Origin of the sequence: Microtetraspora glauca (assembly GCF_040656155.1) — a bacterium.
Taxonomy (GTDB): Bacteria; Actinomycetota; Actinomycetes; order Streptosporangiales; family Streptosporangiaceae; genus Microtetraspora; species Microtetraspora glauca.
In genome coordinates this window covers 20,316-42,951 of sequence record NZ_JBFALK010000015.1, presented here as the reverse complement: position 1 = coordinate 42,951, position 22,636 = coordinate 20,316, and the positions used below count along the sequence as shown (strand labels likewise).

Annotated in this window: 21 protein-coding genes and 1 pseudogene; 6 read left to right on the top strand and 16 right to left on the bottom strand. The window is 68.6% G+C overall.

The genetic code is table 11. The features are described 5' to 3' along the window. Positions 1–304: 304 nt before the first annotated feature. Entirely contained in the window at positions 305–811 is a 507-nt protein-coding gene (locus AB0I59_RS25865; RefSeq protein ID WP_061254348.1) for a hypothetical protein, read from the bottom strand. Positions 812–1,181: 370 nt separating this feature from the next. Here AB0I59_RS25865 and AB0I59_RS25860 point away from each other — a divergent pair, with 370 nt between their 5' ends. Together AB0I59_RS25860 and AB0I59_RS25855 are read left to right on the top strand one after the other, a co-directional pair. Further along, entirely contained in the window at positions 1,182–1,853 is a 672-nt protein-coding gene (locus tag AB0I59_RS25860) for an NBR1-Ig-like domain-containing protein (protein WP_358136803.1), read from the top strand. Positions 1,854–2,090: 237 nt separating this feature from the next. Beyond that, a complete protein-coding gene (locus AB0I59_RS25855) occupies positions 2,091–2,261 on the top strand; it encodes a hypothetical protein (protein ID WP_358136800.1) in 171 nt (56 codons plus the stop codon). A gap of 146 nt (positions 2,262–2,407) precedes the next feature. Here AB0I59_RS25855 and AB0I59_RS25850 read toward each other — a convergent pair whose 3' ends face one another. Then, positions 2,408–2,875 carry a hypothetical protein gene (locus tag AB0I59_RS25850; RefSeq protein ID WP_358136798.1) on the bottom strand — a complete coding sequence of 156 codons (468 nt, stop codon included), beginning with the start codon at positions 2,873–2,875 and terminating at the stop codon, positions 2,408–2,410. A 180-nt stretch (positions 2,876–3,055) separates the two neighbouring features. Here AB0I59_RS25850 and AB0I59_RS25845 point away from each other — a divergent pair, with 180 nt between their 5' ends. Beyond that, positions 3,056–3,418 (top strand): tyrosine-type recombinase/integrase, encoded by a 363-nt coding sequence (locus tag AB0I59_RS25845; RefSeq protein ID WP_358136796.1) that lies wholly within the window; start codon positions 3,056–3,058, stop codon positions 3,416–3,418. A gap of 15 nt (positions 3,419–3,433) precedes the next feature. Further along, positions 3,434–4,144, top strand: a complete 711-nt coding sequence (locus AB0I59_RS25840) for an ABC transporter permease (protein ID WP_358136794.1) — start codon at positions 3,434–3,436, stop codon at positions 4,142–4,144. Between the two features lie 64 nt (positions 4,145–4,208). Here AB0I59_RS25840 and AB0I59_RS25835 read toward each other — a convergent pair. Next, positions 4,209–4,361 (bottom strand): annotated as a pseudogene (locus AB0I59_RS25835) (transposase); the annotation flags it as partial. 45 nt (positions 4,362–4,406) lie between these two features. Here AB0I59_RS25835 and AB0I59_RS25830 point away from each other — a divergent pair. Further along, positions 4,407–4,730 (top strand): NAD(P)-dependent oxidoreductase, encoded by a 324-nt coding sequence (locus tag AB0I59_RS25830; protein ID WP_358137223.1) that lies wholly within the window; start codon positions 4,407–4,409, stop codon positions 4,728–4,730. A gap of 89 nt (positions 4,731–4,819) precedes the next feature. Here AB0I59_RS25830 and AB0I59_RS25825 read toward each other — a convergent pair whose 3' ends face one another. The 10 genes from AB0I59_RS25825 to AB0I59_RS25780 all read right to left on the bottom strand — a co-directional run bounded on the left by AB0I59_RS25825 (position 4,820) and on the right by AB0I59_RS25780 (position 17,050). Further along, a complete protein-coding gene (locus tag AB0I59_RS25825) occupies positions 4,820–6,040 on the bottom strand; it encodes an acetyl-CoA C-acetyltransferase (RefSeq protein ID WP_061254340.1) in 1,221 nt (406 codons plus the stop codon). Next, complete coding sequence (locus AB0I59_RS25820; protein WP_061254338.1) at positions 6,041–7,363, bottom strand: NAD(P)/FAD-dependent oxidoreductase; 1,323 nt, start codon at positions 7,361–7,363, stop codon at positions 6,041–6,043. After that, positions 7,360–9,174: a hydantoinase B/oxoprolinase family protein gene (locus tag AB0I59_RS25815; protein ID WP_061254336.1), complete on the bottom strand. Its 1,815-nt coding sequence runs from the start codon at positions 9,172–9,174 to the stop codon at positions 7,360–7,362. The genes AB0I59_RS25820 and AB0I59_RS25815 overlap by 4 nt, the downstream gene beginning before the upstream one ends. Positions 9,175–9,217: 43 nt before the next feature. Next, complete coding sequence (locus AB0I59_RS25810) at positions 9,218–11,263, bottom strand: hydantoinase/oxoprolinase family protein (RefSeq protein ID WP_358136790.1); 2,046 nt, start codon at positions 11,261–11,263, stop codon at positions 9,218–9,220. A gap of 97 nt (positions 11,264–11,360) precedes the next feature. Next, positions 11,361–12,266: a hotdog family protein gene (locus AB0I59_RS25805; RefSeq protein WP_358136787.1), complete on the bottom strand. Its 906-nt coding sequence runs from the start codon at positions 12,264–12,266 to the stop codon at positions 11,361–11,363. After that, positions 12,263–13,246, bottom strand: coding sequence for a phosphotriesterase family protein (locus AB0I59_RS25800; RefSeq protein ID WP_061254330.1), 984 nt, complete (start codon positions 13,244–13,246; stop codon positions 12,263–12,265). The genes AB0I59_RS25805 and AB0I59_RS25800 overlap by 4 nt, the downstream gene beginning before the upstream one ends. A 17-nt stretch (positions 13,247–13,263) precedes the next feature. After that, entirely contained in the window at positions 13,264–14,070 is an 807-nt protein-coding gene (locus AB0I59_RS25795; RefSeq protein WP_061254328.1) for an ABC transporter permease, read from the bottom strand. 5 nt (positions 14,071–14,075) lie between these two features. Continuing rightward, positions 14,076–14,951: an ABC transporter permease gene (locus AB0I59_RS25790; RefSeq protein ID WP_358136784.1), complete on the bottom strand. Its 876-nt coding sequence runs from the start codon at positions 14,949–14,951 to the stop codon at positions 14,076–14,078. Continuing rightward, positions 14,929–15,996 (bottom strand): ABC transporter ATP-binding protein, encoded by a 1,068-nt coding sequence (locus tag AB0I59_RS25785; RefSeq protein WP_061254324.1) that lies wholly within the window; start codon positions 15,994–15,996, stop codon positions 14,929–14,931. Before AB0I59_RS25785 ends, AB0I59_RS25790 begins: the two co-directional genes overlap by 23 nt. A gap of 25 nt (positions 15,997–16,021) precedes the next feature. Continuing rightward, positions 16,022–17,050, bottom strand: a complete 1,029-nt coding sequence (locus tag AB0I59_RS25780) for an ABC transporter substrate-binding protein (RefSeq protein WP_061254321.1) — start codon at positions 17,048–17,050, stop codon at positions 16,022–16,024. Positions 17,051–17,598: 548 nt separating this feature from the next. On the opposite strand from AB0I59_RS25780, the gene AB0I59_RS25775 reads away from it, so the two are divergent. Next, complete coding sequence (locus tag AB0I59_RS25775; RefSeq protein ID WP_358136780.1) at positions 17,599–19,116, top strand: helix-turn-helix domain-containing protein; 1,518 nt, start codon at positions 17,599–17,601, stop codon at positions 19,114–19,116. Positions 19,117–19,186: 70 nt separating this feature from the next. Here AB0I59_RS25775 and AB0I59_RS25770 read toward each other — a convergent pair whose 3' ends face one another. From AB0I59_RS25770 to AB0I59_RS25760, 3 genes are read right to left on the bottom strand one after another with little or no spacing between them, the layout of a single operon-like run. After that, complete coding sequence (locus tag AB0I59_RS25770) at positions 19,187–19,840, bottom strand: DUF6308 family protein (RefSeq protein ID WP_358136777.1); 654 nt, start codon at positions 19,838–19,840, stop codon at positions 19,187–19,189. After that, the gene (locus AB0I59_RS25765) at positions 19,833–21,485 is read right to left on the bottom strand and encodes an AMP-binding protein (protein WP_061254315.1); all 1,653 of its coding nucleotides are present in this window, start codon (positions 21,483–21,485) and stop codon (positions 19,833–19,835) included. Before AB0I59_RS25765 ends, AB0I59_RS25770 begins: the two co-directional genes overlap by 8 nt. Next, a complete protein-coding gene (locus AB0I59_RS25760; protein WP_358136773.1) occupies positions 21,485–22,246 on the bottom strand; it encodes an enoyl-CoA hydratase/isomerase family protein in 762 nt (253 codons plus the stop codon). Before AB0I59_RS25760 ends, AB0I59_RS25765 begins: the two co-directional genes overlap by 1 nt. Positions 22,247–22,636: the final 390 nt, after the last annotated feature.

Below are 22,636 nucleotides of genomic sequence, written 5' to 3'. Positions count from 1 at the left end.
GCAGTCCCGTCGTCTCGGCCTGCTGTCGCAAGGTCCTGCGGATCCGCACTGGTGCCGACCTGTTGGGCGATTTCCCCGGTGGCGAGTCCTTGGGCGAGCAGGGATTCGACCCGGTCCCAGTCCACTGTTCGGGGCTTGGCCTGAGGACGCATTGGGGCATCGGCAGCGGCGACGACCTCCCGGACGGTCTTGCTGGCCAGGCTGTACCGGGCGCACAAGTGCCGCATTCTTGACAGCATGGCCGATCGAGCACAGGCGACACGGTGCCATGGACTGACTTGTCAGGCTGCGTCAGGGCTTGCTCTCAGACGCCTTTACCGCACCGGTATTGCTCGTCTTTGTGGTCGTAGTTCTGGATGCATACCCGCGCGCGATAGCCCCGGTCATCCCAGTGGTAGCCAGTGCGCACCGTCTCGTTGATGGCCCGGCGCTCCTGCGAGACCTGAACGTACCCACCGCTGCCGTGTCGCCGTGCCAGGTACATGATGCAGTGGTTGTAGCGCGACCGGAGAACACCCTGGGCATGCCAGTGGCCGCTGCGCTTTGTGGTGTAGACCCAGCCTTCGCAGCCGCCGCTCCTGATGTACGTGCGTGCCTCGTAGCCTGCGGCGTGCATCGCAGCGTAGCCGACCGTTGTTACGGCGGCCGGCCCGGCCGCTGCGGTGCGTGCGACAGCGTGGGCGGCCTCGCCGGGGACCGCCGACACGATGGCGCCCATCCCCGCGAGGAGCATGCTGGTCGCCAGTACGGAGATGCGTGGGCGATTAGTAGGGATCGTCTTCTTTGGCGGATGTTCGAGCAGCGTGGGCATGTGCTCTCCCTAGAGGGGTCCTCGACTGCGGGTCAGCATCTAGCAGCCGTGTGAGATCTCTTTGGGCCTGGAGTACAGCATCTTTGACGCTGGGTATCCTGGCCGCGCCCCCGCGCCACTGGATGTGGCGAGGGGGACGTGGGGAACCGCCGCGCCGGCCTGCGGCATTCGGGTGAGGCAGTACTTCCCGCTGGTCATTTCTGCGTTCGGACATGCAGAGAGGCGAGAGATAGGGGAAATTTGGTATCAACGCCACATAATCCCCACAGGCTGCACTAGAGGGCAGAGTCCGCACAACTATGGTCAGCGACCCTCGCAGGAATCGTCAACTACATTACGCAATGCGTGTTATGGACACCGATCCTCTCAGATGGCCGACTTCGAGCTGTTTGGATTTAGGGCAGACTGTAATGGGAGTTCGGGTGTCGCTGAATCGCTGGACGGGATCATAGCGATAGATTTGCAGCGAGCGAATGGCGACGATATAAGGGTGAATCCCCGACGCCGAACCCGAAGGCCGCGCATCGACGCAGGCATTGCGAGTATTGCAGCCGCGGTCATCGCCGCCATCGCCTCTGTCCTCGTAGCGATCCTCTCGCAGAGCGACGACCCTAGTAGCTCAGCCGCGACTACCTCTCCCTCCGCAAGCAGCAGCATGGGCTTGAGCGGAACGGGCGGCTATCCGCTTCGAGGCGATTCCTCAGACATCCTTCTCGACGTGACCTATCCCGACGGCTCCGAAGTACCGCGGGAACGCACCCTGAACAAGCAGTGGGAATTGAGGAATTCAGGGAAGGTGCCGTGGTCACACCGCTTCCTTGCACCAGTAATCAGCGCGACCAATGACGAATCTTGCCATCCGGTGGACAAGCGATACGACATCCCGTACACCGCGCCGCAACAGAAGGTCGTGGTCAGCGCCGAGGTGGTGACTGGATCGCATCCGGGCCGGTGTCATCTCACGTGGAAGATGATCGACAAGGCAGGCAACTACTTCTTTCCGGGCGGCAAGGGCGTAGAACTCGACGTGATCGTAAAGTGACCATGCCCAACCGATGGTGGCTCATCGAAGTTGAGAGCTTGTTTTGTTTAGCAGTTGATCGTGACGACGTCGATCGGCTGGGAGGCACGGGGCTCGGGGCAGCGATACAAGGTTCTACTCCTGGCTCTGCCGGTCGGCCGCTCGGCGGGCCAGCTGGGAGAGCTGCCTGGGAGACCTCTTCGGGCTCAACCGCCATCGCGGCCGGTCGCCGTCGGGGGGCGTGCCATGCCGGTCGTCGTGCGCGCCTTGCTTGTCTTCGCGCGGGCCTCGGCCAGGGCCGGGCGGACCCGCTGCATGGCCAGCCGCGGTTGTCCCGTGCTGCACGGCCTGGGCCGCCGCGAGGGCGACCATCGCCGCGGCGTAGCCCTGGCCGTCCTCGTCGGCGCCGGACCTAAGGATGGCGGCTGATCCGGTCCCGTCTGACCGCGGCGAGGTAGAGCGCTGAGCCGGTCTGCTCGGTATGACCTCCCCCGGCGGTACGTGCCGCAGGAGCGGCGTTCCTTCCGGTGGGGCCGCCCCGGCAGGGTGCCGGGGCGGGCGGGTTTACGTCCGGGTCAGGCGACGAAGGGGGTTCCGTCGTAGACGTAGGCGAGGTCGGGGTGCCGCTTGGTGAGGCGCTCGCGGGCGGCGTTGATGGCGTTGTCCTTGCCTGCCGTGTTCGGCGCGTAGCCGGGGTTGAGCCACCAGCGGAGTGAGTTGGCGCTGACGACGGCGGTGCCGACGAGGTAGACGGCGGGGAAGCCGTGGCCGATGGCGAGGGCGCGGATGTCGGCGTCGGAGACGGCGCTCAGCCAGTCGGTGGCGAGGGTGCGGAGTTCGGACAGGCGCTTGGCGGCGTTGAACTCCCAGTCGGTGTGGATGATGTGGTCGAGGTGCTCGCGGGCGTGGTCGATGTGCGCGGCGAGGGCGGAGAACGACGCCGGGTTGTTGGGGTGGTCAGCGGCGATGGTCTGCGCGGTTTCGAGGTGGGCGACGGCGCACGCGTAGTCGCGGCTGTTGTCGTCGGTGACGAGCGTCTTCACCGCCTGGACCGCGGCGGATCGACGTACGGCTCTCGCGCCTCGACACCACGCTGGTCCTGGAGGTTCGCCGAGCTCGATGACGAAGCAGGCGTCGACCGGCTCACCACCTGGTTCATCCGCCAGTGGAGCAGTCGGGTCCCCGCGACCTTCAACCGGCACCTCGACGCACTACGTTCCGCGGTGACCTTCTGGAGGGACCAAGGATGGCTGACGGCCGATCCGACCCGGCGGCTCCGCCGGCGCGGCCGCGCCCCGGATCGCACTCGCGCGCTGGCGGTCGCCGACATCGAGGCCTTGCTCAACCTGGAGGCACCACTCCGGGAGAAAACGCTGCGGACGATGCTGTACGAGACCGCCGCCCGCGCCAGCGAGATACTCAACCTGGACATCGAACACCTGGACCGGCGCAACCGACGCGCCCGCGTCACTCGCAAGGGCAGCGCCGTCGACATCATCGTCTGGCAGACCCGCACCGCCCGGCTTCTGCCCAAACTCCTCGCTGACCGCAGCAAGGGACCGGTGTGCTTCAACGAACTGCACTAGCCCATCGTGCTCGCCATGGTCGCGACCGTGGTCTTCGGTGTGCTCATCGCCGGCGTCACCAACGGCGTGCTCATCGGCCGCCTCAAGTTGTCGTTCATGATCGTGACTCTGGGCACGATGACGCTCCACTCAGGCCTCATCAAGCTCGTGTCAGGCGGTACAACCGTCGAGATCAATTCCAGCTTTCTGGTCGACACGTTCTCGTTCGGCAGGATCGCCGGTATCCCGGTCCCGGTGGTCGGCTGCGCCCTGGTCTTCTCGATCGCGGCATACGTCCTGAAGTTCACCCTCTTCGGGCGCGACGTCTACGCGGTAGGTGGAAACCCGGCCGCGGCCCGGCTCTCCGGCATCAACGTTTCACGGACGATCATCGCGGTCTACGCCATCGCGGGCGGCGCTGCCGCGTTCGGCGGGATCGTCGCCGCCTCGCGTACAGGATCGGCCGGTCCGACCGTCGGCGACTCGATCATGCTCCAGGCCGCGGCCGCCGTGCTCATCGGAGGCACGAGTCTCCGGGGCGGCAGCGGTACAGTGCTGGGCACCGCCATCGGCGTGCTCTTCTTCGGCGTGCTGTCCAACGGTCTGCAGATGGCCGACTTCGGCACCGAGTGGCAGCAGATCATCAGTGGCGTGATCATCGCTGGCGCAGCACTCGCGGACAAGGTCCAGCGTGACGGCTGGGCCTCGCTCCACCTACGGCTCCCCGTCCGGCTCGCAAAGAGCTGAGCCGTGCCGCAGAGCCCCTTACGTCCGGTGTGTTCGGCAAACCAATCCAGCTGGCCGACGGCAGCTGATGCAGCCTGTCCCACACCCCGGCCTGATGCCAGTCGCACAGCCGCCGCCAGCAGGTCATCCCCGAGCTGAACCCGAGCTCCTGTGGCAGGAACTCCCGCGGGATCGCGGTGTTGAGCACGAACAGGATGCCTTGCAGCGCGAGTCGATCACCCAGCCAACCGCCATCCTCATCAACGCCGCGCGGGGTCCCATCGTGGAGGATACGGCGATCTACCAGGCACTCACCGAAGGCTGGATCGCCGGCGTCGGGCGGGACGACCTCGAGGAGGAGCCTGCGAAACTACGCGATCGGCGCCCGCGCAACCCCCTCCTCAGGCTTCCCAACGTGATCGTCACACCCCACGCCGCCTACTACTCCGAGGAGGTCATCACAACGGTGCGGCGCATCGCCCCCGAAGAGGCCAGCCGTGCGGGTCCTGACCGGACAACCGGCGTGTTTCCCGGTCAACGACGTGACGGCCAGTTCCCGTCCGCAGGGTGGCCGGCTCCCCCTCGAATCGGTCCTGATCATGCATGAGGCGGCCGTTGTTCCCGACGCGGGCGAAGTCCGGGTCATCGCAGCCGGAGCCGGCAGCGGTGAGCGGCAGCCAGGTGCTGCTGCTGGCCTCACGAGAGGCGCTCCACAATCATGGCCATGCCCTGTCCACCGGCCGTGCACATCGTTTGCAGCCCGACCTGGCCGTCGTGACACTCCAGCGAGTTCAGCAGGGTCGCCGTCAATCGTGCGCCGCTCATGCCGAACGGGTGCCCCATGGCGATGGCGCCCCCGTTCACGTTCAGCCGGTCGTCGGGGATCTCCAGGTATCTCTGGCAGGCCAGCACCTGCGCCGCGAACGCCTCGTTGATCTCGACCTGGTCGATGTCGGCCATCGTCATCCCGGCTCGGCGCAGCACAGTGCGTGTCGCCTCGACCGGACCGAGGCCCATGATCTCCGGCGACAACGCGCTGACGGCGGTCGCCACGATCCGCGCCCGCGGCGTGAGTCCCAGCTCGCGGGCCCTCGCGTCGCTCATCACGACGAGCATCGCCGCGCCGTCGTTCAACGGGCAGCTGTTTCCGGCGGTGACCCGGCCGTCCGGCCGGAACACCGGTGACAGCCGCGAGACCGCCTCGTACGTGACACCGCGCCGCGGCCCGTCGTCGACGGCGACCAGCCGTCCGTCCGGCAGGCGTACCGGGCAGATCTCCCGCGCCCAGAATCCGGTGTCGGCCGCCTGCTCCGCGCGCCGCTGGGAGCGTACGGCGAAACGGTCCATGTCCTCCCGCTCGATCGCTTTCAACCAGGCCACGTTCTCGGCGGTCTGGCCCATCGACATGTGCGCGTCGGGCAACAGCCCGAGGTCCCGCGGGTCGTCCCATCCCTGGACCCGTTCGTCGACACGTCGTGCGGTGCGCCCACCCGGCGCGGTAAAGATCTCGTTTCGCGTGTCGGGCCACCCGTCGGCCGTTCCCCGGGCGAACCGGGAGACCGTCTCGACACCGGCCGATATGTACGCCTCGCCCTCACCGGCCTTGATCGCGTGGAAGGCCATCCGGGTAGTCTGCATCGATGAGCCGCAGTACCTGTTGACGGTGGTCCCCGGGAGCCCGTCCAACCCCAACTGGATCGCCACGATGCGGGCCATGTTGAAGCCCGACTCCCCCGCGGGCTGCGCGCAGCCCAGCAGCAGGTCCTCGACGTCCGACGGAGCGACCTCCGGCACCAGTTCGAGGCCGTGCCGGATGACCTGGGCGACCAGGTCGTCCGGCCGCATCGACGCCAGCGAGCCCTTCACCGCGCGGCCGATGGGTGATCGCACCGCCGCGACAATGACCGCCTCCGGCATCTACGCCCCCCTCCGTCGCGACGCCGCCGGGCTGACCGGACGCGCCGCACGGCGCCGCGCGGCGCGGGCGGGGTCGAACGGCCGCAGTTCCGGGACGTCCCGGCCGTCGACGAGCCGCGCCAGCAGGTGGGCGGTCGAGGGGGCCATCATCACACCGAGCATGTTGTGACCGGTCGCCAGGAAGATCCGTGACCGGCCGGGCGCGGCCCCGATGAACGGGAGCCCGTCCGGGGTCATCGGGCGCGGCCCCATCCATTCGGCCGTGCGCCGCGACCACTCGACGCCGGTGAAGTACGGCGCCGCCGCGTTGACGACCTCCCGGATCCGGCCGCGGTTGAACCTGTCGTCCCGGGCGTCGAACTCCATCGTCCCCGCGATGCGCACGCCCGCGCCCAAGGGGACGGCGCCGACGTGGGCCTCCTCCAGCTTCAGCACTCGGGTCAGCGGGGCCGCGGGCGCGATGCCGAAGCTGTATCCCTTGCCCGGACGGATGGGGAGATCGAACCCCAGGTCTCCGGTCAGCTCGGCCGAACCGGCGCCGGCCGCGATGACCACGTGCCCCGCGGCGAAGGTGTCGACCGTCGACTCGACGCGTACCTCGCGCCCCGACGACACGACGCGCGTCACCCGGGCGCCCTCATGGATCACGACCCCGCCGGCGCGCAGAGCGTCGGCGAGCGCGTCCACGAACGCGCCGGGGTCGACCCGCGCCTGGCCGGAGAGCACGAACCCGGATCTCGCGCGCTCGCCCAGGCACGGCTCCAGTGCCCGGAGTTCCGGCCCGTCCAGGATCTCGCCGAGGTCGCGGTCGACCGGATAGTGCTCGCGCAGGAACGCCCGCTTCCGCTCGGCCCGCTCTCGCGAGGGGAAGAGGTACAGGTATTCCCCCTTGGTGACCTCGACGCCGACCCCGCCGTCCGACAGTGCGGCGAACCGGTCGTCCGTGTCGGCTCCCAGCATGGCCAGCGCGCGCACCCCGGCGCGGAAGCGCTCGGCGGTGGCGTTCCGCGCCATCTTTAGGAGGAACGTCCCCATGGTCAGCGCCGCGGCCGGGTGAACGTAGAGGGCGCTGTCCTTGCGGTACATGTTCTTCAGCGTGGTGCCGACGATGCCGGGCTGCGACAGCGGACCGACGATCGACGAGCAGATCTCCCCCGCGTTCCCGCGGGACGCTCCGCTGCCGACGCGGTCCCGTTCGAGGACGACGACCTGGTGACCCCGCCGGGCGAGTTCCCACGCGACGCAGAGCCCGACCACGCCGCCGCCGACGACGACCGCCGGCCCCGAAGCCGTTCCCCCCGTGTCCGCGCGCACGGCCGTCATGCCCGGCTCCGCGCCGCGCGGAGGGCGGCCCGCCGCTCGGCGGTCGCCGGTTCGTCGACCTCGCCGGCGTCGGTGAACACGACGCCGTAGCGGTCCCGCGCGGCCTCGACGCTCACCTTGCGGTCGAGCACGTCGACCCGCACCCGGGCCGGATCCCGGTCCAGCGGGTCGCCGTACCCGCCACCGCCGGGCGTGTACAGGGTGACGATGTCGTCGCGGTCGAGGCTCATCGTCGGGCCGGTCTGGTACCGCAGCACCTGCTCGGACTCCCCGCCTTCGTTGACGACCCATCGGCTCGGTGCGCCGCTGTGCCCGCCGAACAGGCCCTTCGGCGGGATGGCGGAGTACTGCGACGTGTGCGAGAACCGCGCGGCCTCGCCCTTGACCTGCCAGCTCAGTCTCAGGCCGAGGCCGCCGCGCCATCGGCCGGCCCCGCCGGAGTCGGTGTACAGGGCCTTCGACCGGTACAGCACGGGCGCTTCCCACTCGGAGCTCTCGATGGAGGGGCTGGCCACGTTGGTGATCCATCCCGGCATCGCGCTCAGGCCGTCCCGGCTCGCCCGGGCGCCGAGGCCGCCGGTGCTGGGACCGGTGCCCATCCGCCACTCCTGGCGGGCCGAGATGTCGCCGCCGTCCGGGTGGGTGGTGGTGTTCACCGCGGACCCGCGACCGTAGATGAGACCGCACGAGTTGGCCACCACCGCGTCCGGCAGCACCTCGGCCATGGCCTCGAAGATCATGTCCACGATCTGGTGCGTCACCGCCATCCGCTGGTAGACGGCCGCGGGCGGGGTCGGGTTCACGATGGAGCCCTCGGGCGCGTCGATCGTCACCAGGTTGGCCGGTCCCTGGTTCTTCGGGATGTCCGGTGGCATCATCGCCAGCAACCCGAACAGGCAGGCCGAGATGGTCGCCGACTTCGGGCAGTTGATCGGCCCGGCGATCTGCTCGTCGGAGCCGGTGAAGTCGAAGGTGATCCGGTCACCGGTGACCTTCATGGCGAGCCGCAGCCGGACCGGACCGCCCATGCTGCCGTCTTCGAGCAGTAGCTTCTCCGCCCGGTAGACGCCGTCCGGGATCCGCCGGATGTACTCCGCGGTGCGCCGTTCGGCGTACTGGATCTGCGCGTCGACCGCCCTCAGCACGACGTCGCGGCCGTACCGGTCCAGCAGGCGGCGGAAGCCGTCGGCGCCCACGTGCGCCCCGGACACCTGGGCCAGCAGATCACCGCGCTGCGCGTAGGGCACGCTGGTGTTCGTCAGGATCAGCTTGAGCAGGTCCTCGTCCAGGACGCCGCCGGAGTACAGCTTGACCGGCGGGATCCGCAGGCCCTCCTCGAAGATGCTCGTGTGCCAGTCGTTCGGATCCAGACCGCCGGCCCCCGCCAGGTGCGCGAAGATCGTGGAGAAGCCGACCAGCTCGCCGCCCCAGAAGACCGGCTCGTAGACGATGAAGTCGGCCGTGTGGTGGGCCCCGACGCTGCCGTCCACGTACGGATCGTTGGTGAGGATGACGTCGCCGGGGACGAGCGTCTCCGGCGGGAAATGGTGCTTCAGCATGCCCTTGAGGCAGGGGCCGAGCGCGTTGAGGTGCACCGGCACGTTGGCCCCTTCGGCGACCAGCCGGCCACCCGCGTCGAAGATCGACGACGAGCAGTCCTTCCCTTCCTTCAGCAGTAGGGAGTAGCTCGTCCGCGTCATCGTCTCGGTCATCTGCTCCGCGAGAGACTCCAGCGCGCTCCGGATGACCTCCACGGTCACCACATCCAGGCCGTGGCCTTCGGCGACGTCTCGCGTATCCGCTGAGTTCACGAACTTCTCTTTCCTGTCTAGGGTCTCGTTCGGAGGGAGGCGCTCAGCGCGTGGTGAGCACGAGCGTGCCGATCGGGCTCACGGAGAGCTTCTGGTCGGGCCACATCACGGTGGTGCTGCCCGGCTCCTCGATGATCGCGGGCCCCTCGATGACATGGCCCGGCCGCAGCAGCGCACGGTCGTAGACGGGGGTGTCCACCCGCTCGCCGAACACGACCTGGCGCCGTTCCTTGAGCGCCTCGTCGGCGCGGGAGGTGGCGGCGTCCGGCAGGCGCGGGAAGGCGGGCTTGGCCGTCGCGGCGACCGCGGACACCCGCAGGCTCACCAGCTGCACCGGGTCGCCCGGGGAGGCGTGGCCGTAGCGCTGCTCGTGGAGCCGGTGGAAGGACGCGGCCAGGTGGTCGAGCGCCTGGCCGCCGTACCCCTTCTCGAAGGGCACGACGAGTTCGAAGCTCTGGCCCCGGTATCGCATCTCCGCGGTCCGCGCGATGGTGATCCGGTCGATCGCGATGCCTTCGGACAGGAGTTCCTTGGCCGCATCGGCCTCGAGCTGGTCGAACCATTCGTTCAGCGCGCCAACCTCGACCTCGTCCAGCGGACAGAGGCGCGAGGCGACCGCGTCGCAGCTCTGGTCGGCGAGCAGCAGGCCCATCGCCGAGACGTTGCCGGGGTTCGGCGGGATGACCACGGTGGGGATGCCGAGTTCGCGCGCGGCGTCGCTGACGATCAGGCCGCCCGCTCCGCCGAAACCGACGATCGCGAAATCACGCGGGTCAAGCCCGCGGGCGATGGACACTCGCCGGATCGCGCGGACGCTGTCGGCCGCGGCGATGGCGATCGCCCCGGCGGCCCAGCGCTCGGGGTCCCAGTCGTCGGTGTCGTTCCTGGACAGCGCGAGCGCGTCGTGCGCGGCCTGCCGGTCGAGCCGCTGACGCCCGCCGAGGAAGTAGTCCGGGTTGAGCCGCCCGGTGACCACGGCCGCGTCGGTCAGAGTCGGCCGCGTTCCACCGGCGCCGTAGCAGACCGGCCCCGGGCTGGCTCCCGCGCTGTCCGGTCCGACCCGCAGCGCGCCGCCCTCGTCGATCCAGACGATCGATCCCCCGCCGGACCCGATGGGGGTGATCTCGATGCTCGACATCTGGATCGGGTGGCCGAGCAGTTCGTCGCGGGGCACGACGATGGGGTCCCCGCCGATCGCCACCGCCAGGTCGGTGCTGGTGCCGCCCATGTCGTACGTGATGACGTTGGCGCATCCGACCTCGGCCGCGAAGTAGGAGCCCGCGATGGCGCCGGCCACCGGCCCCGAGCTGGCGACCCGGATCGGTTTCTCCGCGGCCTGCCGGAGGCTGAACGTGCCGCCGCTCCCCTGCATGGTCAGCAACGTGGCGCCGAAGCCGGCGGTCTCCGTCTGCTCGGCGAAGTCGACGAAGTGCGCGCTCAGCTTCGGCTTGACGTAGGCGTCGAGCGCGGTCGTGCTCGCTCGGTCGTACTCGGAGATGCGCGGGCTCACGACCGAGGAGAGAGACAGCGGGATGTCCGGCGCCTCCTCGGCCAGGATCTGGGCCACGCGCACCTCGTGGGCCGGCTGGGTGTAGCTGTGCAGCAGACAGATGGCGACGCTTTCCAGGCCCAGTTCCCTGACGGCCGCGGCGATGCGGCGTACCTGCTCCTCGTCGAGCGGCTCCAGCTCGTGTCCGCGGGAGTCGTGGCGCTGGCGCACCTCGAAGCAGTGGCGGCGTTCGATGACCGGCCGGCTGGGCTCCCACTGGACGTCGTAGATGTTGCCGCTCCGATAAGAGTTCCCGACCTCCAGGACGTCGCCGAATCCGGCGGTCGTGATCAGGCCCGCTGAGATGCGCTCTCCCTGGAGAATCATGTTCACCGCGACGGTCGTCCCGTAGACGATCGTGTGCACGTCCCCGGGCGCGGCGCCCGCCTTGTCGAGGATTCGCGCGGCTCCGGACAGCGCCGCGTCGACTATTCGCCGGGGGGTCGACGGAACCTTTTCGACCCACATATTTCCGGTCTCTTCATCCAGCAATACGAGGTCTGTATGCGTGCCGCCAGTGTCAATTCCAAGTCGGTACATCCGGTTTCCCTAATTCTCCGTAAGACATCGCGCTCAGGGTTGTCGGGTTCAGATTCTTTCGTCGACTTTCGCAACTGTATGAGCCGGAGTTGTTAGGTCATATATCCAACTGTCCACAACCGCTCGACGGGGCGTGGCCAATTGGAGCCACGGTTCCGGGCCGGCCCGGTCGCGTACTCGTCCACATGTCCAGAAGCAGCGCACGCTCGGCGTCCGACCACGGGGTGGCCGCTCGGTCGGCATCGGTCATCAGCCGGGCGATCCTCGTGGTGGACCGGATCACGACCGCGCCGTCGACCGGATCGACACCGCGCGAGGTCAGCTCGACGGCGGCCCGGCCCACGCGGGAACACCGGGAGTCGAGGCGTATCTCCGCCCCGACCGCCGCCCGTCCCAGGCAGAACGTGGTCCGGGCCACGATGAGGCGACCTCGGATGGTGTTCCGCCAGTTGGACAACGCGTCGTGCCGCGCCTCCTGTAGCAGGTCCGCCGCCGCGACGGGCGAAAGGGATCCGCCGCCCGCCCGGTCGCCGACGCGTACCGGAACGGCCAGCGACCACGGCCATCGGCCGGTGAGCGCGGACGGCTCCGACCCGGGCTTGCAATGCGCGCTCGACGCATCGGGTTCGAGCGCGGTCGTCGCGGGCGGGCCGAGGAAGACGTCCGCCGTCACACACTCCGTCATGCAACCGTCAGGTCCGGCCGCGCCCACCTCGCAGGTGACGATCAGGCCCTCCGGCCGTTCGACGGGGGTGGCGCGGACCGCGATCGGGGTTCCCACCGCCTGGACCGCGCGCCGGTAGCGGATGTCCGCCCGCCGCCACGCGACCTCGCCGGATCCGTCCCGGTCCGATCCTCCCGGCGCCCGCCATGAGGCGACCGCGCGGGACACCCCGATGTGGACGAACCTGAGCCAGGCGACGTTGTTGACATGCCCGGCGATGTCCAGATCGGAATATCGCACGATCAGCTGATCCTGCCCGGGGTCGCCGGGCGCCGTCACCCGGCTTCCCCCGACAGCGCCCGCCGCGGATTCTCGATGAGAATGTGGTCCAGTTCTCCGGCGTCCACTCCGGCCTGCGCCAACCTCTTCGCGAAATGCCGGGAAATATAGTCGAACCCGCCGCCGCCGTACGCGTGCAAATGGTCCCTGCCGCACACGTCATGACTCAGCAGGATGCTGTCGATGAAACCCGCGCGGATGAGCGAGACGATGTGCGAGACGCGGGTGTTCAACGCGAATTCCGCCCCGGGGCGGATCGTGTCGAACTGGACGTAGCATCCGCTTCGCGCGAGGTCGAGGTGATATTCGGGGATGTTCACCGTGTCGCAATGGCCGATGATGACCCGGCCCGGCGACACCCCCTCCTCCAGCAGCAGGTCGAGCTGCCGACGGCCCACCGGCCATCGCGCCGCGTGCGTGCTGATCGCCGCGTTGGTACGGCGGGACGCGCGGGCCGAGGCGCGCAGGTTGCGCTCCTCCCTGGCCGAGATGAACCACTGGTCCGAGCCGACCTCGCCGATGAGTCCGGCCCGGATCCGCGTTCCGGCGAACCCTTCGACCAGGTCGCGGACCAGCAGCTCGGAGATCGCGTCCACGCTCCTGCGGTCGAAGTCGTCGTAGGCCAGGTAGGGATCGCGGTAGTGGCCGGTTCCCAGGACGATGCGCACGTCGGTCGCGACGGACAGCTCGTGCAGCGCGGCGACGTTGTCCGGTGCCCTCGTGTGCTCGGCCGAGGCCGGCGGCCGGGCGCGGTACATGCCACCCGGGTCGGGGCTCGCACCCCAGGTCAGCTCCGCGGACGTCACGTCGACCAGGGTCACGCCGCCCGCTTCCCGGTAGCGCTCGAGTTCCGACCTCATCAGCGGGAGATCCTGGATCAGCCCGGTGCCGCGGTACTCGCGCAGCAGGTTGATGAAGACGTGCTCGTGCATGAGGGTGGTGCCGAGCCGTGCGCCTTCAACGGCTCCGGTCACGGTCATGATCTGTGTCATAGAAGTCAGGCCTTACTCAGCACGCGCTTCAGACCGAGTGCCCGCTCGATCAAAGCGACGGCCGCGAGGGAGAACACGATGAGGACCACCGACAGCGCGGCGACCTGCGGATCGGTGTTGTTGGAGACGTAGCGGAACACCACCACCGGCAGGGTGGTACGGCCGGTGCCGACCACGAAGAGCGATACCACGGCCTCGTCGAAGGAGATGATGAACGACAGCGCAGCACCGGCGACCAGGCCGGGCGTGATCAGGGGCAGGGTGATCCGGCGGAACGTCGTGACGGGACCGGCACCGAGGGTCCGTGCCGCCTGCTCGCAGGAGGGGTCGACCGCGTTGAGGCTCATCATCACAGTGCGCACCACGTACGGAATGGTCAGGCTGAGATGCGCGACGACCAGACCGGGATACGTGCCGACGAGCCCCACCGGCCCGAGCACCAGCAGCAGGGCCAGGCCCAGGACGACGCTCGGCAGGAGCAGTGGCGAGGTGAACAGGCCGATCACGGCGTCGCGTCCGCCGAAGCGGTGCCGCGTGAGCGCGAGAGCGGCGGTGACGCCGGCGACGAGCGAGACGACCGTCACGACCAGGCCGAGCAGCAGCGACACCCGCAGGCCCTCGATGAACTCGCCGTTGCCGGCCAGGTCGGCGTACCACCGCAGGGACCAGTCCTTGGGCGGGAATTCCATGGTGGGACTGGCGCCGAAGGAGATGACGAAGACGACGAGGAGCGGCGCCAGCAGGAACAGATAGCTGCAGACGACCAGGATCCCGGCGACCGTTCGGTAGATCGCCTCGGAGAGAGATCTCATGCCGCTCACCTTCCTTCCACCATGCGGAAGAGGCGCTGATAGAGGACCAGGAAGACGCCGAAGAGGAGGAGCAGGAGCACCGAGAGGGCCGACGCGCGTGGCCAGTCCAGCGTCGTCGTCGCCTGGTCGTAGATCTCGGTGGCGATCACGAAGACCCGGCCGCCGCCCATGAGCCTCGGCGTGATGAACGCGGAGACGGTCAGTACGAACACCATCAGCGCCCCGGTGAGCACACCCGGCAGGCTCAGCGGGAACGTGATACGGACGAAGCAGCGCAGCCGTCCGGCGCCCAGCGATCCGGCGGCGTCCTCCAGGTCCTTGGAGACCCGGCCGAATCCGGCGATCATCGCGAGTATGGCGTACGGCATCATGATCTCGACGAGCGCGATGACCACGCCGGTGACGTTGTTGGTGAGCGTGAGCGGCTCGCCGATGATCCCCAGCCCGCTCAGCGCCGAGTTCACGATGCCGTCGTCGGAGAGCAGGATCAGCCAGCCGAAGGTCCGTACGACCGACGACGTCAACAATGGTGCGATGGCCAGCGCCATCAGCAGCCCGCGCAGGCGGGAGCGCGTCCGCGCGAGGAAGAGCGCGACGGGGTACGACACCACGACCGCCAGCACGGTGACCAGGGCACCGAGCCACAGCGTGTGCCAGGCGACCTCCCACACGAAGTCGTCGGTCAGCACGTCGATGTAGGAGCGCAGGCTCACGGCCGTCTGGAGCTCGGCCGGTCCGACGGTCCTGTTCAGGGACATGCGGGCCAGCCACACCAGGGGCACGAGGAAGCTGACCCCGAGTGCCAGCAGCCCGGGGGCGAGCAGGGCGGCCGCCGCCCCCCTGCGCGTGCCGCCCTCGCTACTGCGGGATGACGTAGGCATCCGCGTCACCCCATCCGAGGCCGACCGTGGCGCCGACTGTCAGCGGTCGGCCGCTGTGCGTACGTTCCGCCAAGACGCGTACGCCGTTGACGTCGATCACGACGGACTCGACGTCGCCCAGGTAGCTCGACTGGACGACGCGCCCCTTCAGCTCGTTCGCCATCTGCTCTGCGGGATCGATCCGCACCCGGTGCGGCCGGACCATCACGGTGGCGGTCGCCCGGTCGGTCTGCTGGGCGCGTACCGACAGGGTCCCAAGCCCCTCGGCCTCCAGTCGCAGTACGCCGTCGCTTCGGCCGGCCACCCGGCCGTCGAACATGTTGGTCCGTCCGATGAAGTCCGCGACGAACCTGTTCTTCGGGGTCTCGTAGACGGCCCACGGCTCGCCTACCTGCTCGACGCGGCCCTCGGACATCACCACCAGCCGGTCGGACATCGCCAGCGCCTCGTCCTGGTCGTGCGTGACGAACACCGTGGTGATCCCGGTCTCCTGCTGGATCCGCCGGATCTCGACGCGAAGCTCCTCACGCAACTTCGCGTCGAGGTTGCTCAGCGGCTCGTCCAGGAGCAGCACGGTGGGCTCGATCACCAACGCCCGCGCCAGGGCGATGCGCTGGGCCTGCCCGCCGGAGAGCTGGCTCACCCGGCGGTTCGCGAGGTGTGCCAGGTGAACCATGTCGAGGGCGTCGGCGACACGACGCCGCCGATCGCTCTTGGCGACACGGCGCATCTGAAGCCCGAAGTCGACGTTCTCTCCTACCGACATGTGTGGGAACAACGCGTAGGACTGGAACACCAGGCCCATGTCTCGCCTGTGAACAGGGCGGTTGGTGATGTCGGTCCCGTCGACGCGGATGTGGCCGGATGTGGGGCTGATCAGACCTGCGATCATGCGCAGCGTCGTGGTCTTGCCGCAACCCGACGGCCCGAGCAGCGAGATGAACTCGCCACGCGCGACGTCGATGTCGACGTCGTGCACGGCCGAGCGGGACTGGTTCGGATATGTCTTGGTCAGTTTGCTAAGTGCGAGATACGCGTCTTCCACACTGGACTCCTGGATCTGCCCGGAACTATTGCGAGATGACGTCCTTGCGCCAGATCTCGGTCCACTGGGCACGCTGCTCGGCGAGCCGGTTCCAGTCGACTGCGATCATGGTCTTGAGCTTTTCCGGCGTCATCACGGTCCGCTGGGCGACCTCGTCGTCGACCTTGGCCAGCGTGTTGGTCGGCGCGTAGAACATCTCCGCGGCGAACAGGGCCTGCGCCTCGGGGCTCAGCGCGTAGTCGATGAACGTCTGCGCGTCGCTCGCCCGCTTGCTGCCCTTGACGAGGTTGATGGTGTTGACCTGCATGATGCTGCCTTCCTTCGGAAGGACTACATCCAATGCGCCGTTGGATTGGTCATGCTGCAGTTGGGCGCGCGCGTTCCAGGCCAGGGCCAGGTTGACCTGACCGGACTTGACCAGCGTGTACGTGTCCGGCTGGGGGTTCCACGTCTGAACGGACGGCGCCAGCTTGCGCAGACGCTCGATCGCCGGATCGATGGACGTCGTGTAGTCCCCGCCCAGGATCTTGCTCAGGATGACGGTCAGCCCGATCCCGTCCAGCTGCGGCGGAGCACTGATCGAGATCTTCCCCTTGTAGGCGGGGTCCCACAGGTCGTTCCACGACGTCGGCGGAGTGGTCACGGCCTCGGTGTTGTAGACGAGCGCCAGGTTGTCGAAGGTGACGCCCGGACCGAAGTTGTCACGCACCTTCGCATGCTCGCTGAGGTCCTTCATGTTGGGGACCGCGGCGGGGTCCAGCGGCGTGAAGATGCCTTCCTTGTTGGCGCTCTCGGCGACCGACAGGTCCATGATCACAACGTCGATCGTCGGGTTGCTCTTCTGGGTGCGCAGCCTGCCGAGCATCTCCGCGGACGAGACGACCGGGTCGTACTCCACCTTGATGTTCGGATGCGCGGCCTCGAAAGGCTGGATGACCGCCTTGACGTACTTTTCCTTGAATCCGCCGGTCGCGTAGGCCATGAGACGGACGGTGGTCGTGCCGTCGTCGGCCCCGTCCGAGGCGTTGCCGGTCGAGCACGCCGAAAGCGCCACCGCCGGAACAAGTAGAAGGGGCAGTAATGCTCTCGTGGACATTCTTCTCATCACGGTTGATCTCCCGCTGGTGAGTCAGTGCGGCAGCCGGCCACCCGCCCCTCCGGGCGCCGGCCTGCGCGGCTTGTCACGATCCATCGCGGCGACGACCGGCGTCGCCGCGATGGATCGGTCGTAAGAGAGTCACACGTGGCCCGGATCACGTCAGCCGACGGATGGACAGTCTCGACGGCGCGTACATGGCCAAGTGGCCAATGCGAAACGGAGCGATCGGTGCGTCCGGCGCTTCCGCTCACACCGCGGACACTGTCAGGATGGCCATCGGGCCTGGCGGGCGTTCTGTCCACCTTCGCGGCGCTTTGGGTAAGAACGCTAAAGTACCGGTGCCGACCGGTGGACGTCGGCTGCGCGGCAGGACCCCAGGCGCGCCGCAGGCGACAGGGAGTTCACAGATCGTGATGGCCCAGGTCGTGACGGGTTCCAGCCGACAGCACAGCACGCAGGGAGAGATACGTTTGACGCACGCCAGCACATCCAGTGTGTTCGACGTGTCCTCGTCCGCGGCGCTGAGCGCGCTCGAACACCCGACGACGTTCATCCAGAAGACCGCCGACGCGGCGCTCCCCGTGGAGGCCGTCGCCGCGGAGCCGTCGGCCTTCCACGGACGCGGGGAGATCCTGGTCGTGGACACTGCCGCCCTCCCGGCCGCCCTCGCCAGGGTCCGCGAGCTGCCCCGCCCCGCCGGGACCCTCGTGGTGGTCGGCATGGAGACGGCCGAGGCGAGACCGGCTCTCACGGCGGACGCCGCGACGTCCGGGCTCTCCCTGGCGTACTGCCCGCGCCCCGTCGACGCCGTGACCTACGTACGGGACCTGCTGCGGCTCGTGGAGACTCTCCGTCGGACGAGTCTGACCCGGATCCTGAAACTGCACGATTCGCTCGTCGCCGCGGTCATGGCGGGCGCCGACCTGGAAACGATCCTGAAACTGACCGCCCGCCAGGTGTCCGGGTTCGACGCGATGTTCGTCGACTACACAGGCGTCATCGTCTCCTTGTGGAGTCACCGCGGCCGGCGCAGCCTGAGCGTGCCTACCGAGCTCCAAGCCGTGCTGAGGACGTCTCCCCCCATCGACACGACGCAGATCGAGTTGAGCGACGGCCGCTTCGCGGTCCTGGTCGGCGTAGGCCTGCACGACCAGGTCGAAGGTTCCATCGTGTACGTCGGCGACCGTCGGCTGACCTCCGCCGAGCTCGTCCTGGTCGAGCGCGCCCGCTCGGCCATGCTGCTCCGATTCGCGCGGGAGAAGTCCCGGCGCGACGCCCAGCGCTCCACGGTCGAGCAATTCCTGCGCGCCGCGGTGGACGGGTCGATGAACCACGGCGAGCTGGCGCTCGCGCTGCGCGGGCTCGGACTCGAACCCGCCGAGGGGTATCGGGTCCTCGCGGTGCGGCTCGACCGGAGCACTCCCGAGATACGGGCGTTCACCCTGCTCGAGGACATCGCGGCGGCGAGCACGAGACCCATCGTCGGCGGCCTGCAGGGAAAGATCTTCTGCCTGGTTCAGCCGGTCGACAGCACAGTGCCCGAGACTTTCCTCGAGGCATGCCAGGCCCGCGGGTGGAAGGGGGTCACGATCGGCCGCAGCCGGCCCAAGACCGACGCGGAGAGCCTGGCCCTGGCGATCCGTGAATCGGCGACCGCCAGCCAGTACTCAGGACAGACGGCCGGTCAGATCCGGGACGTCACCTCGCTCGGCCTGCCGGGGCTGCTCGCGGGCCTGGACCCGCAGAACGTGATGAGGCCGTTCGCCGACACGCTGCTCGGTGAGCTGATCAGTCATGATGCCGCCAACAACACGGAGCTCGTCAGCACCCTGACCGCCTTCTTCGACACGGGCTGCCGTCCCGGGCCCACTGCCGAAAAGCTGTGCATACACCGGCACACGCTCTCGTACCGGCTTGATCGCGTCGCCCAGCTGACCGGGAAGGATCCGCGCAGCCCGGAATGGATGCTGAGCTTCGGGATCGCGTTGCAGATGCACGCCATCCTGCAAGCCGGACTCTAGGGCGACGCGGCCGGCCTGGCGGGATCATCGCCAGAGATCAATTAACCGTCAGAGATTCGGTGACGAGCCGCTAGCTCGCCGCGACGCCGTTCACCACGATGCCGAAGAGCCGTACATCGCTGAGCCGCGACAACGCGCGTGACACCGCGTCGTCGGCGGTGCCGAGCTTCCGCCGTAGCGCGTCGATCCCGGGGGCGCTGTCGATCAGATCCCTCCGGAAGACCTCCCAGTAGAGCGGTGACTCGCTCATGCTGGACGCGGCGAGGTCGACGGCCCGCTCGCTGTAGAACGCGAGGATCCGGTCGTTGAGCAGCGGCACCAGGTGGGGGCGTTTCAGATGCAGGATCGCCGACGCGATCGTGACCCCGAGCCGATGGCGGTAGCGGAAGTGCCGGTACAGCAGGGTCGCATGGGCGTACGGCGTCCCCGCACCGCCGTACGGTGTCTCGGCGAGGCGGGCGTCCCCTGGGACGGACGACCACGGCGCCTGCTCGGCCGCCATCAGGCACGAGCGGACATCGTCCGGATTCAACGAGACGCCCAGCAGCAGCAGGCGACCGAAGTCCGGTAACTCCACCACGTCGCTCGCGCCCGGTGGGTCGTTGCTGAGATCGCCGGCGTAGTCGAATCCGAGGAACTCCAGATCTGGTGGCAGCTGGAGGAGCACCCAGGCGTCCGACGCCCGGATCGAGTGGCCGGCGATCTTCAGGCGAGGCTCAGGCATCGGCTCGCTCGGAGACGAGCCCGCGTGGAGCCGAGGGCGACCCGAGACGGACATGCTCCCCCGTGCTGCGGTCGAACGCGGTGACCCGCAGGGCACGCAGCTTCTCCTTGGCGACCCGCTGTGACGGGGTCAGCGGCAGTTGATCGACGAAACTCCAGTACCTCGGGACCTTGAAGGGTGCCAGGTTCGCGCTCGCGTGCGCGACGACTTCGTCCAGAGTCGTCGCCGCGGCCTCCGCTTCCCCGCCGACGACCTCCCCGTTGATGACGAGGAACGCGTGGACCTCCTCACCCCGCACGTCGTCGGCGACCGGGACGCAGGCCGCCTGGCTGACCCGTTCGGATGAGCACAGCACCGCTTCGACCTCGTTCAACGCGATGTTCTCCCCGCTGCGGCGTGCCATGTCCTTCAGGCGGCCCGTCAGATACACCCGGCCGAGGTCGTCCATGCGCGCCAGGTCGCCGGTGTGGAACCACCCGTCGCGGAACACCGCACAGGTCGCCGTCTCGTCCCTGTAGTAGCCGTCCATCATGCCCGCGCCGCGCAGGATCAGCTCCCCCGTGGCGCCACGAGGTACGGCGCGGCCCCGCTCGTCGACGATCCTGGCCTCCCGATGCGGGTTGGGCCGCCCGACGCACCCGGTGCCCACCAGCTCGTCATGATCGTCGGGAAGGACCCGGAGGTCGCCGCCGGTCTCGGTCATCCCGAAGCCCTCGTACCAGGGAACCGCGAACCGCTTCTCGAGCGCGGCATGAATGTCCTTGGGAATGCCTGAGCAGGCGACGGCGCGGAGCGAGTGCTCCCGGTCGGTGGGCTTCTCCGGCTGACGAAGCAGGAGGGTCGGCATCATCCCGATGCAGTAGAGGTATGTCACGCCGTACGTACGCACCTTGTCCCAGAACGACGTGGGATGGAAACGATCCAGGACGACGAGCGACGACCCCACCAGGAGGCACGCCGCCAGGCTCCATTGCGGATCCAGGTAGTAGAACGGCTGGGCGGTGAGCAGGACGTCGTCGGGGCCGAGATGGGGGAACCCGTCCGCGTACTTGCGCACCATCGTCGTCCAGTAGCCGTGCGACAACATGCACCCCTTGGGGTGGCCCGTGGTACCGGAGGTGTACTGGATGTTGGCCAAGGTCTCGGGATAAACGGCCTGGTCCGGAGTGGGGCCCGCGGCGGCGTCCACGCCGTCCAAACCGATCACTCCCGGCCCGCCCTCGGCGTCGGTCACGGCGACGCGACGGCCTCCGGCCGGCGACGCGAGCACGAGATCGAGATAGTCGGAGCTGGTCACGACGAGAGCGGGATCAGCATGGTCCAAGAGCCGGGTCAGTTCCCTGACCGAATATCTCGGGTTCACCGGCACGACTGCCGCGCCGATCTTGGCCGCGCCCAGCCACAGCAGCGGATATTCCGGACGGTTGTCAAACACCAGCGCGATCCGGTCGCCGTATCCGATCCCGAGGGCGCCGAGGACAGCCGCGTAGCGGTCCGACAGCTCGTCGAGCTCGGCGAACGTGTAGTCGATGTCGCGCTGATCGAACCTCAGCGCGCGCCGGTGCGGCCAGAGCCTCGCCGCCCGCCGTGTCAGCGTGGCCAGATCCTGCACTTTGACAGCGTCATCGCCGCTGGTCCCCGTCATCACTCGTCTCCCGCCACTCGAAGGCCGCGACCTGCGGCGAAACTCTGCTGCGCGGTACGGGCCTCGCCGGAGTCCTGCGCCCGGAGGGCGAACCCCACCTCTGCGTCGAGCGCACCGTCCAGATCCGCCCAGGTCCCCTGTTCGAGGAGTCGCTTCGCGCCCTCGACGGCCGCCCTCGGCCGGCTCAGCACCGTCTCGGCCAGCGAATCCACGACTGCTGGAACGTCGCCGTCGGCGGCCGCATGGCTGACCAGGCCCATCTCGTATGCCTGCTTCCCGTCGACCCGCTCCCCCAGGATCATCAGCCTCCGGGCCCGGGCCGGTCCGACCAGCCGAGGGAGGATGGCCGAGATGCCGCCGGTCACGCTCAGACCGGCCTCCACCTCGGGGAACCCGAACACCGCGTCCTCCGCCGCGACGACGAAATCGGCGGCGAACGCGAGTTCAGCGCCCGCCCCCAACGCGTATCCGTGAACCTGGGCGATGACGCAGCCGGCCGACCCGCGCAACCTCGTGGTGAGCGCCTGGATACGGCGCAGCCGTTCGACGCGCTCGTCGGCCGGCGGACTTCCGACCATCTCGTGCTTAAGGTCGTAGCCGGAGCAGAACGAACGACCCCGTCCGCTGATCACGATGACCCGCGCCTGGTCACGATCCGCCTGCTCGATCGCCTCCAGCAGGTCGCGTACCAGCTGCGGGGTGACGGCGTTCAGCCGACTCGGGCGGTTGAGGGCGATCCGCGCCACCCCGTTCCGGGCCACGTACTCAATCGTCGATCCCGGTTCCCGATCTTGATGACTCTTCATTCCGCTCCTCGTCCTGAGTCCGTTCAAGAAGTACTGGCGGGTCGCCAGGCCTGTCATCGGACACATGTCGAGAGCGAACGAGCCCGACACTCCCTTTGTCCATCCGGGCTCCGACTTCGGGTACGCGGATGGGGCACCGCGAACTCCAGGCCACGGCGCACTCGGTGGCAGAGCCCCCGACAAGGTCGCCAAGGGCATGACATTGAAGGGGGCTGAGACGTCGCAGGCCAGGCCGCTACGTTCACGTACCAGGCCGGGCGCCTCGCCGCCTTGTGCGGCCCGGCCATGACAGGTGCCGAACTGGGATCGAGAGCAGGCGTTCCCGAGCCTTCGGTCCCTTGCGCG